Raw genomic sequence first — 10,297 nt, 5'->3', positions numbered from 1 at the left:
TCATCGATTATTTCGAACTCATCAATACAATCTTTAAAAAAATTAATATCTAATTTTTCATAATAATTAATTTCTTCTGTTGTGTAAAAATCTTTGGATTGATTACTTTTTTTCGATATTATTTTATGCTCCTCGTAGTTTCTTAACTCAGCAAGGATATATCCTCTTATACTTAGTGCCATATCTTGTTGGGCAATGATGCAGCTCATTTTTATTTCATATTGCATAGGAAATTTAGAATAGTATTTGTACAAATCTATGATTCTTTTATCCTTTTTATAGAGCAAACTAAAAGCTGCATTATGACGAATAAATGTATTTCCATTTAGAGCAAGATAAAAAAGCTCATCATTTGTGGCTGTTTTAGATATTTCAGAATATAAAGTGTAAAGTTCTTCGTAACTTTTATTATCATAAGTTTGAAGTATTATATCAAAAAATTTTTTGTCAATAATTTCAACTTTATCTTTTAGTTTTCTGGAAATCTGAGCATTCGATATAAATGAAATAGTAAGAAATATGCAAATAAGTCTGAGTTTCATGAAATAGTTTTTAAAAAGTGTTAGTATAACAACAAAAAAATCTTTAGATTAGTATTTAAAATCAGATCCAAAATGAAAATTTCTAAAATTCTATTGCTTTTAGGCTTGTTATTATTTCAGTTACATTTTGCTCAGGAAAAAGCGGATGTTGTTTTAAACAAAGCGCTGAGCGAAGCTAAATCTAAAAATAAAAATGTTTTGCTCATGTTCCACGCTTCGTGGTGCAAATGGTGCCACGTCATGGAAAAGAACATGAATTTACCGGAAACAAAGCCGATTTTTGATAAAAAATTTGTTACCGCTTATGTAGATGTTCAGGAAATGGGCGAAAAGAAAAAACTTGAAAATCCGGGTGGAGAAGCATTAATGGAAAAATACAAAGGCAAAGAAGCCGGACTTCCGTTCTGGCTTGTTCTGAATCCGAAAGGGGAGGTTCTTGCAGATTCTTTCAATGATAAAAACGAAAATCTGGGATGTCCGTCAACGGCTGAAGAAGTAGATGTTTTTATAGCCAAACTGAAGAAATCTTCAAAGATGAATGACAATGAACTTCAGACAGTCAAACAGACTTTTTTAAAGAAGAATTAAAAAATTTCGGCGAAGCCTTTGGCTTCGCCGAAACTGTGTTTAAAAATTAATTTACTTTCCGAAAAAGATTTTATCCTGCTTTCGCTGATCGTTGTAGATCACCTGAAAAGTAACAGGCATATATTGGTAAAGAAGTTTCCAGTGGGAAATCTTAGCGTGCTTTTTAAAGCTTTCAAAAGACCGTACAAAAAGATTTTCGATCATGTCTTTTACATAAGAATCTCCTCCTTTATAGATCATTTCCATCAGTTTGATGTGGTGGGCAATAATATTTACCTTAGCTTCCTGAAGAAGTTTTTTAAGGTAATTAATCGTTGCCTGCATAATTCCTGCAAAATTATCCTGTGAAGACAATTGGGTAATTTCTGTGCGAAGCGGCGGATAGAAAAATTTTAAATACTCACTGGCTATTTTTTGATTAATAGTTGGCATCTGTACATTCATCATAATTAATATTTTTCGTAACACTTCCTAATGTGGCGAAAACTGTACCAAAGTTTACAGAATGGCTGCAAAAACAAAGACGCCTACGATTACGGCAATGTGGGTTGCCAGAATTTCAATATTATGTCTGTTGGTGGTTGTTTGAAGCGTTTTCCAGTCAGAAATTTTTCTTATTTTAGATTTCATAATCGGTTGATTTTTAATGATGTTTTATTTTTAAATTTTGATGCTTCTGTAATAACATCTTCAAAAAATGCAATAAACTCAGATGTTATGACTGTAGATTTGTCTGGAATAGGCGGTCTGAAGATCTTTGGAAATATGACTAAAGATCATTTTTCGGTATTCCTCGCTACAGAAAGCGGTAGAATTGTCCAGAGAAAAAATAAACGTATGTTCCACAGCGTTTTTAAGAACAGCATCTCCGTTTCTGTAAATATCATCCATCTTTTTCAGGCATTGAAAGAGAATATTCCGGTCATTTTGTTTAATTCTCAATCTGATGTTGTCTGTAAAAGTCTGGATAAGACCATAAGAGTTTTGCTTTCTGTTCTTTTTCAGTTCATTTTCAATCTCAGGAATTACTTTTTTGATTTCCTGTGCAGCTTCTAAATAGTTCATATTATTGTTGATTAAGTTCCAAAATTTTAATACATGCTCCGAAAGTAAAAACCGCCAAAAAAGCAACAATCAGAAGATGATAGGGTTTCAGCCATTTCGGAGTTTGCGGTCCTTTGCTTTTTAATCTTCTCAGCTTATCTATTCTGTTCAAAGTTTTTAAGTCCATATTCTTATGTTTTGAGAATGATGCTGCCAAAGAAATGCCTTTGAATTTTAATTTAAATTAAAGTGTTGATTATTAAGGTTTTGTTTATTTGTTTTGATTTTTAAAATCCTTCAAAATCTTATCAAAATGATAGCATATTTATCATTATGGAAATCCTCGCGATTGTCTGATTTAATTAATATCTTTGCAGTCCAAAAATATTCAGGAAATGTTTTCAAAAATCGTAGTACACAGAGTCGGAAATAAAATCAACGGAGAATCTTTAACACTTTCTCAGGAAGAATTACAGTTGGAAGAAGGAATGGCAGAACTGTTGGAAAATTACTTCTTAGGTTCCTTTAAATCAGAAGAAACCTTCCATTTTTACAGTGATTCTTATCTGGTGAATAATCCGGTGTACAGTTCTGTTTCTGAGATTTTTGATGACAAGTCAAAATTCCTTTGGGAATCTGAAAACATCGCCAAACATCTTTTCGAAGCCGCTGAAAACCCAAGAGTTCAGGGCGGAGAATTGTTCATTGTATATTTCGAGGACGAAAGAGAAGGAACCGAAAGAGTAGACAAGATCGGAATTTTTAAGACCGAAAAAAGAGAATCTTTCCTTAAAATTTCTCCAAACGATGAAACTTTTGACATCGAAAAAGATCAGGGAATCGGTTTGTCTAAAATAGATAAGGCGGCTTTAATCTATAATAACGATAAAGAAACAGGATATGTTCTTTCAGTTGTAGATAATAACAAAAATGGAGATATGTATTACTGGTTCGAAGATTTTTTAAAGGTAAAACAGCGCGACGATGAATACTTTCACACACAGGAAGCTTTAATGGTGTATAAAGATTATATCACAAAGCAATTGCCTCAGGAATTTGAAGTTTCCAAAGCAGATCAGGCAGATTTTTTGAATAAATCAATCAATTTTTTCAAAGAAAAAGAAGAATTTAAGCTGGATGAATTTGCTGCTGAAGTTTTGAGCGACGAACACGTCATCGAAAGTTTCAATAATTTCAAAACCGATTATGAACAGGATATGCAGATTAACATTGCGGAAGAGTTCCCGATTAGTGAAGCGGCTGTAAAGAAAACGCAGAGACATTTTAAAAGCATCATTAAATTAGACAAAAACTTCCACATCTACATCCACGGCGACCGACAGAAAATTGCACAGGGTGAAGATGAAAACGGAAAATATTATATGCTTTATTTCGAAAAAGAAGTATAATTATAAGAATTCACATTTTTACAGACTGAGATTTCTCTGAAGTAGGAAACAGAAAATAATTTATAAACATCCATTATTTTGAAAATTTAAATAATGGATGATTTTTTTTTGTATAAATAAAGATGTTTTGGTGAGAATTTTTAATGAATATATCATATTTATACTGCTTTGGAAGGTTTATAATGGTTTATGGTTGGATTTAAATAAGCTTAGTGTAAATTATTCCGGTTTTGAATTTTCTGTATATCCTATGAACAAAGAAAAATATTCTTTAAAACTCATATTCTGCTGAAATTTTATAACCTTTTGTGGTATGTGTTTGTATAGAAAAAATCCGATTAGATAAAAAAAGTCGTATATTTGATAGGTCAAAATATTATATGAATTTTGTTGAGTGTCATGAGGAGCCTATCCATATTCCGGGCTACATACAAAGTTTTGGTTATCTGATTGGCATTGATGCGAAGTCTCATTCCATAGCTTTTTTTAGTAAGAATATCGAGGATATATTTAATATCGAAAATGCAAATATGCTTTTTGATAAGAAGCTTACGGACTTTCCGGAAAGCTTTAAAAGCATTATAGAATCTGATATTTACAATTCTTTATCCGACTTTACGAAAAGAGAAAACGAAACCTATTTTGATAAAATCTTTATTGGAGGTGCAGAATATCATTTTTCTGTTTTCAGAAGCAAGGATAATATTTTTCTTGAGTTTGAAAAAGTTATCATTAATCCCAACAAAAGAATCTCCAACAAATACGATAATTTTTACATTATTGATGATGAACAGGAGATCTGGGATCAGCTTTTAAATACGCTTTCAAAAATCGTGAATTATGACCGGATGATGGTTTACAAATTCATGATGGACGGTTCGGGAAAAGTAATTGCGGAGAAAAGAGACGAGAATATCGAGAGTTATCTCGGGCTGCATTATCCTGAATCCGACATTCCGAAACAGGCAAGAGAACTTTACCTTAAAAAAAGAAAAAGAATTTTCAGCAATGTTCATTCGGAGACTGTTCCTATCCTCAGCAAATCCCGTGAAACCATAGATCTTACCTATTCCGGATCGCGTGGTATGTCGCCTATTCATGGTCAGTACATCAAAAACTCCGGAGCTTCTTCCAGTTTCAGTATATCTATTATCATTGATGATTATCTTTGGGGGCTGGTTACCTGCCAGAACTCAGAGCCAAAACATATTGATCTTGAAGATCGTGTTCAGGCAGGAATTTTTACGGCTTTGGCTTCCAATGCCTACTCGTCCTTCAAAGCAAAAAAAGAGCTTGAATACCGTCTGTATCTTAACGAAAAATGTTCCAGATTAAAAGAGGAATTTTTAAAATATAACAATCTTTTCGATTCTTTAATTGAAAATAAAGCTCAGATAAAAGATCTTCCTGAAGCAGACGGGCTTGCTATTATTGCTGACGATAAAATCGTTACCGATGGAGAAACTCCTCGCCAGGAAATCATTGAAAATCTTGTACAGTGGGCGCATAAAAATATAGACGAAAATATCTATCTCAGCAGAAGTTTTCTGAAAGATCACGGTAAAGAGATTGGTCTCGACGAAAAATGTGCAGGAGTGGCTTTTTATTTTATTGAAAAATCTAAAAATAATCTGCTCATCTGGTTCCGTAAAGAATTTGATGAACACATCGACTGGGCAGGAAATCCTGAAAAAAAAATAGATGTAATTGTGAAAAACGGAGAACAGACACAGGTGGTTTCTCCAAGAACGTCTTTCCAGATCTTTACCGAGGACATCAAAGGAAATTCTAAAAGATGGAATTCCAGAAACGTTGCCGCATTACAGGCAGTTCGTGATCTGATCCTTGAAACCTCCCATAAAAATTACATCACCATAAAAAGGCTTAATGATGAGCTTAAAAAGGTGAATGAAGAGCTCGACAGTTTCTCTTACACGATTTCACACGATCTGGGAACTCCGCTTACGGTAATGAAACTTAATGCTCAGATGCTTCTGAAAAGTCTTACGGACGGTTCGGATAAAAGCAGAAATAAGATCAATTCCATCATCGAGGAAATCGATAATATGGCGGAAATGATGCATGATGTACTCCAGTTAAGCCGTGCGAAACACAGCGAAATAGAACTGGAAAGATTACAGACCGCACAAACCATTGCAAAGATCGCCGAAAATGCAAAAATAACTTTTGATACTTCCGAAAGTGAAGTTATCATCAATGAATGTCCTGATGTTCTTGCAGATAAAACCATGCTTCATCAGGCGTTCCTGAATATCATCAATAACGCCATCAAATATTCTTCTCATCAGGAAAATCCAAAAGTAATCATAGGAGGACAGGAAGAAGAGAATATGGTAGTCTACAGAATTGCAGACAACGGAATCGGAATTCCAGAAGAAAATAAACATAAAATGTTTAAAATTTTCAACAGAATGGATAATGCGAAGAAGTTTAAAGGAAACGGAGTAGGACTATCGATCGTGCACAGAATCATGCAGAGACTTGGCGGAAGCGTAGATTACGAAAGCAGTAAAAACGGGACGACTTTCATTCTTACCTTCAAAAAACCTTAATTAAAAATTACTTTAAAATTCCGTTATGGTATCTGAATATCTAAAACAAAATACGGCAGAATTTCACGATGCCGCGGAAAAACTTTTTAACTCTAAAAAAATATTCGACCGAACTTTTACATTGGAAGACTATAAAAAGATCATTGACAGAAATTACTTTATGCTTCTTCATTCCGAAGATCAGATTTTCGGCAGTCTTTCAGAAAAATTCTCTGACAAACTTCAGCTTGAAGAAAGAAAAAAACTTCCTTTGATTGAGCAGGATCTTAAAAGTCTGGACATGGAAAATCGCAAGGCTTCAGGAGAACTCAGTTTTTCCAATGAAAATGAAGCTTTAGGAGCAATGTACGTGATCGAGGGTTCTACTCTGGGAGGAAATGTTATTGCAAAACAGCTTTCCAAAACAGAAGGATTTGATGATGTTACGTTCAACTTTTTCGGCTGTTACCGTGAAAATACAGGATTTATGTGGAAAAACTTTAAGGAAGTTCTTGATAATGAGGTTTCTGAGGAAAATTATGATGAGGTTTTATCGGGAGCTAAAAAACTGTATGCCTTTCTTCTAAACGTCCGTTAACTGCTGTCTACAACATAAATATCACTTTTAAAGATAATTAAATTCCTGAAAGATTGCCTAATTTTTCAGGAATTGTTAAATTTGGGAGTTTTCAATTGTAAGCCAAAAGTAAACAAACAATTCAAATAAATAAATTTTAAAAGTTATATTATGAGACGGCAAAGTTTCGTAATACCATTAAAAAACAATAAATTAAGTATATTATGAAAGTAACTGTAGTAGGTGCAGGCGCTGTTGGAGCAAGCTGTGCAGAATACATCGCAATGAAAAACTTCTGTTCAGAAGTAGTTTTAGTAGACATTAAAGAAGGTTTTGCAGAAGGTAAGGCAATGGATTTGATGCAGACAGCATCGCTTAACGGATTCGATACAAAAATTACCGGAACAACAGGAGATTACAGCAAAACTGCAGGTTCTCACGTAGCGGTTATTACTTCAGGTATTCCAAGAAAGCCGGGAATGACGAGAGAAGAATTAATCGGAATCAACGCGGGAATCGTAAAAGAAGTTACTGAAAACTTAGTAAAACATTCTCCGGAAGTAATCATCATTGTGGTTTCTAACCCAATGGATACAATGGCTTATCTGGTACACAAAACCTCAGGTCTTCCTAAGCATAAAATCATCGGAATGGGAGGTGCATTAGACTCTGCAAGATTCAAATACAGATTGGCAGAAGCATTAGAAGCTCCGATCTCTGACGTAGACGGGATGGTAATCGCTGCTCACAGTGATACAGGAATGCTTCCTCTATTAAGCAAAGCAACAAGAAACGGAGTACCTGTAACAGAATTCTTAGATGCTGAACAACAGAAATACGTTATTGAAGAAACTAAAGTAGGAGGTGCAACGCTTACCAAATTATTAGGAACTTCAGCTTGGTACGCTCCGGGAGCAGCAGTTTCTGTAATGGTTCAGGCAATTGCGTGCGACCAGAAAAAAATGATCCCTTGTTCTTTAATGCTTGAAGGAGAATACGGACAAAATGATATCTGCCTTGGTGTTCCTGCGATTATCGGAGCAAATGGGGTAGAAAAAATCGTAAACGTAACCCTTACTGCTGAGGAGCAGTTGAAATTCGCTGAAGCTGCCAATGCAGTGAGAGAAGTGAATGGAGATTTGAAATTTTAATATTTTAAACTTTATATATAAGGAATCCGCGCCCGAAGGGCGCGGATTTTTTACTGCATTTAATTACTTTTTACGGTTCCGAATTTACTGAAAAATTCTTCTCTGCCTTTTTGATTATAAATGTAAGGATCGGCAAAAGTTCGAGTCCAGTCATTTTTGATTTTTGAAATATTTTTGCCAACAAATTTCTCTAATTGAGATTTTGTAATATTGATTTGATAAGTTTTATTCTCAAATGGCAATATTATTTTTACTTCATTGATAAAATCAAGATTCTTCATTAATCTTGCCGGACTTCCAACAAGTGTTTTTTGAATTTCATTACCTGTTGACCAATATAATTTTAAATCATTTTCTGTTAATCCTGATGAGGGGTTTAATTCCTTATATTCATTGTAATTTTTGACATATGTAATGATAGCTTTTCCGTTTTCAAGTTTAACTTCTTTTATTGAACCTCCACCATTTAGTCTGGATGCTTCGGTTTTTAGTTGTTCGAGATCTGTTCCATTTGTAGAATTTATAGATTTCTGAACTAGTCTGGGTTTTGAGCTTTGTCCATTAATAGTATTTGTTTCTTCTTGAGCTATTGATAAAATACTATCATTTTCCGTTGTTGTTCTTGGATTGGTTTTATTATTACCGCAGCCTAATAATAAAAAAACGGATAAAGTAAAAAGAGTAAGTTTAATTTTCATGATTATTGTTTTAAAGATTTTAAAACTAAAAAATCATTGCAGGAAATAATTACGGAAAACCATAATTACAGATTTAAATTACTTTCTTGTAAAATTTCCTCCCATCTGCTCAAAATCAGATCAGTATAAATTTCTTTATCCAGACCATAAGAACCTAAGGCATAACCATCATTCCACTCAACTAATGCGGTTTCTCCACTTTTCAGAATTCCGAAGTCTATTCCATAAGCATCTGTTCTTTCGTCTGAATTTTCAAAATCTTTAATGGCAGTTTTTACCATATTCATATCCAACTGAAGATTTTCGTTGCCACTGTAATTTTTTATTCCGACAATCTCTGACTGATTCACGAAAACCCGAAATTCAGCAAGCCATTCAACAACAGATGAACAAAATAAAGCTGTTTCTTTTGAAAATGATTCCAGACGGAGAAGATCATGTTGTGAATTGATTACAAATCCTGTGAAAAGCTTGGTTTTAGATTTTGGCTTTACAAAAGTGTTTAAAGATTCTTCATGACTTTGCATCATGAGTTTTTTCAAGGTTGTTTCCCAAACAGTTCGCTTTAAATAAGGTCTTAAACTTTGAGGATAAGATGAGGTGAATGAACTGATTCCCAATATTTTGAAAGTATATAACATTGATGAATGGTCTCCGACAATCAGCGTTTCTTTATTAAGCAGGATCTGATTTCGATGTAATTTTTTAATGGTAAAAAATTCACAATCTATTCCTCTTGATTCCAAAACGTTTTTTACCTCCAGAAATTCAGGTTCTGTTTTACCATTGCCATATTCCTGAATGTAAGCTTTTGTAATCATTATCGGTTCTTAAAATTGTTAGTTGTTTGTGGATAACTTTTAAAAATTGTGGATAAGTTAAATTTTAACAGAAAGTGAAAATTTATTACATCAGTTCAAAGCTCATAAACAAAGCCGTTTCTGTTGAGTTGTTATACAGTTTGGTATTGATCCCTGTAAACTGAAATCCTGCTTTCTGGAAAAACTTTATTGCAGGATAATTGGTGTTCTGCGTTTCTGCTTCCACTATTCTGCACTCCAATTCTCTGGCTTCACGATTGATATTTTTAATCAGCAATCTCCCGAGATTTTGTTTTCTGAACTTTTTATGAATCCACAAATTCTCAATAAAAAGACTATTATTTTTCCTTCTGTAATCACAGATGATCCATCCAATAAGTTCCTCATTTTCAAAAATTCCGAAAGAATGACCTTGCTGTACCACTGCGTTTAAATATTCAATATCATGAAGTTCTGTTTTACAGATCTTTTGATAATATTGATTTTTCTCTCTCAGATTAAATTCAAAAGTGTTTTTCGATTCAATTGCCGAAACCACAAAAATCTTTTCGGTTTCGTAACTGTTGAAATCGGTATCAGGAATGAAATTTTCTTCAAATACCGTTAGTTTTCTGATTTCCATGGGTTAAAACTTAGAATTCTGAGCATGAAAATTACCCTTTGTTGCGTAAAGCAGAATCTGGATCAGGACAAGAACTGAGATAACAGCGATTCTTATCATGGCATTTTCCGAAAATCTTTCCCGGATTACTTCCATAGAGTTAATTTTTTTAATGGTAAACTCCTTCAGCTGATCAATATTGCTGAATGCATTTACCTTTCCGATTTCAGAATTGATTTCTGCTTTATTCAGCGTTGCGGCAACGTTAATGAGGTTAATATTGCTAATAAACAGCCATCCGAATAAGAACAGAG

Annotated in this window: 14 protein-coding genes; 5 read left to right on the top strand and 9 right to left on the bottom strand. The window is 33.7% G+C overall.

Annotated features, from left to right (window positions below):
* Positions 1 to 542, bottom strand: a 542-nt coding sequence (locus WFK35_RS16205; RefSeq protein ID WP_336733456.1) for a hypothetical protein, incomplete at its 3' end; no start/stop codon positions are given.
* A 72-nt stretch (positions 543 to 614) separates the two neighbouring features.
* Between WFK35_RS16205 and WFK35_RS16200 the strand changes: the two genes are divergently transcribed.
* Positions 615 to 1,130, top strand: coding sequence for a thioredoxin family protein (locus WFK35_RS16200; protein ID WP_336733455.1), 516 nt, complete (start codon positions 615 to 617; stop codon positions 1,128 to 1,130).
* A 51-nt stretch (positions 1,131 to 1,181) separates the two neighbouring features.
* Here WFK35_RS16200 and WFK35_RS16195 read toward each other — a convergent pair whose 3' ends face one another.
* The 4 genes from WFK35_RS16195 to WFK35_RS16180 form a co-directional block, all read right to left on the bottom strand.
* Entirely contained in the window at positions 1,182 to 1,577 is a 396-nt protein-coding gene (locus WFK35_RS16195) for a DUF7674 family protein (RefSeq protein WP_214590568.1), read from the bottom strand.
* 51 nt (positions 1,578 to 1,628) lie between these two features.
* Positions 1,629 to 1,760, bottom strand: a complete 132-nt coding sequence (locus tag WFK35_RS16190) for a hypothetical protein (protein ID WP_336733454.1) — start codon at positions 1,758 to 1,760, stop codon at positions 1,629 to 1,631.
* A gap of 78 nt (positions 1,761 to 1,838) precedes the next feature.
* The gene (locus tag WFK35_RS16185) at positions 1,839 to 2,195 is read right to left on the bottom strand and encodes a DUF7674 family protein (protein ID WP_336733453.1); all 357 of its coding nucleotides are present in this window, start codon (positions 2,193 to 2,195) and stop codon (positions 1,839 to 1,841) included.
* 1 nt (position 2,196) lies between these two features.
* Positions 2,197 to 2,361, bottom strand: coding sequence for a hypothetical protein (locus WFK35_RS16180; protein ID WP_214590566.1), 165 nt, complete (start codon positions 2,359 to 2,361; stop codon positions 2,197 to 2,199).
* 208 nt (positions 2,362 to 2,569) lie between these two features.
* On the opposite strand from WFK35_RS16180, the gene WFK35_RS16175 reads away from it, so the two are divergent.
* The 4 genes from WFK35_RS16175 (at position 2,570) to WFK35_RS16160 (ending at position 7,863) form a co-directional block, all read left to right on the top strand.
* Positions 2,570 to 3,583 (top strand): nucleoid-associated protein, encoded by a 1,014-nt coding sequence (locus WFK35_RS16175; protein WP_336733452.1) that lies wholly within the window; start codon positions 2,570 to 2,572, stop codon positions 3,581 to 3,583.
* Positions 3,584 to 3,963: 380 nt separating this feature from the next.
* Positions 3,964 to 6,156, top strand: coding sequence for an ATP-binding protein (locus WFK35_RS16170; RefSeq protein WP_336733451.1), 2,193 nt, complete (start codon positions 3,964 to 3,966; stop codon positions 6,154 to 6,156).
* A 25-nt stretch (positions 6,157 to 6,181) separates the two neighbouring features.
* The gene (locus WFK35_RS16165) at positions 6,182 to 6,733 is read left to right on the top strand and encodes a biliverdin-producing heme oxygenase (protein ID WP_336733450.1); all 552 of its coding nucleotides are present in this window, start codon (positions 6,182 to 6,184) and stop codon (positions 6,731 to 6,733) included.
* 203 nt (positions 6,734 to 6,936) lie between these two features.
* Entirely contained in the window at positions 6,937 to 7,863 is a 927-nt protein-coding gene (locus WFK35_RS16160; RefSeq protein WP_029294870.1) for a malate dehydrogenase, read from the top strand.
* A gap of 59 nt (positions 7,864 to 7,922) precedes the next feature.
* Here WFK35_RS16160 and WFK35_RS16155 read toward each other — a convergent pair whose 3' ends face one another.
* The 4 genes from WFK35_RS16155 to WFK35_RS16140 all read right to left on the bottom strand — a co-directional run.
* Positions 7,923 to 8,561 (bottom strand): hypothetical protein, encoded by a 639-nt coding sequence (locus tag WFK35_RS16155; RefSeq protein WP_336733449.1) that lies wholly within the window; start codon positions 8,559 to 8,561, stop codon positions 7,923 to 7,925.
* Positions 8,562 to 8,626: 65 nt separating this feature from the next.
* Positions 8,627 to 9,382 carry an ATP-grasp domain-containing protein gene (locus WFK35_RS16150; protein WP_336733448.1) on the bottom strand — a complete coding sequence of 252 codons (756 nt, stop codon included), beginning with the start codon at positions 9,380 to 9,382 and terminating at the stop codon, positions 8,627 to 8,629.
* Between the two features lie 85 nt (positions 9,383 to 9,467).
* Positions 9,468 to 10,004 (bottom strand): GNAT family N-acetyltransferase, encoded by a 537-nt coding sequence (locus WFK35_RS16145; protein WP_336733447.1) that lies wholly within the window; start codon positions 10,002 to 10,004, stop codon positions 9,468 to 9,470.
* A 3-nt stretch (positions 10,005 to 10,007) separates the two neighbouring features.
* Positions 10,008 to 10,297: hypothetical protein (locus WFK35_RS16140; RefSeq protein ID WP_336733446.1), on the bottom strand; the 290-nt coding region annotated here is incomplete at its 5' end.

The organism is Chryseobacterium sp. VD8 (assembly GCF_037149975.1).
Lineage (GTDB): Bacteria > Bacteroidota > Bacteroidia > Flavobacteriales > Weeksellaceae > Chryseobacterium > Chryseobacterium indicum.
This window is presented reverse-complemented; position numbering and strand designations above follow the sequence as displayed.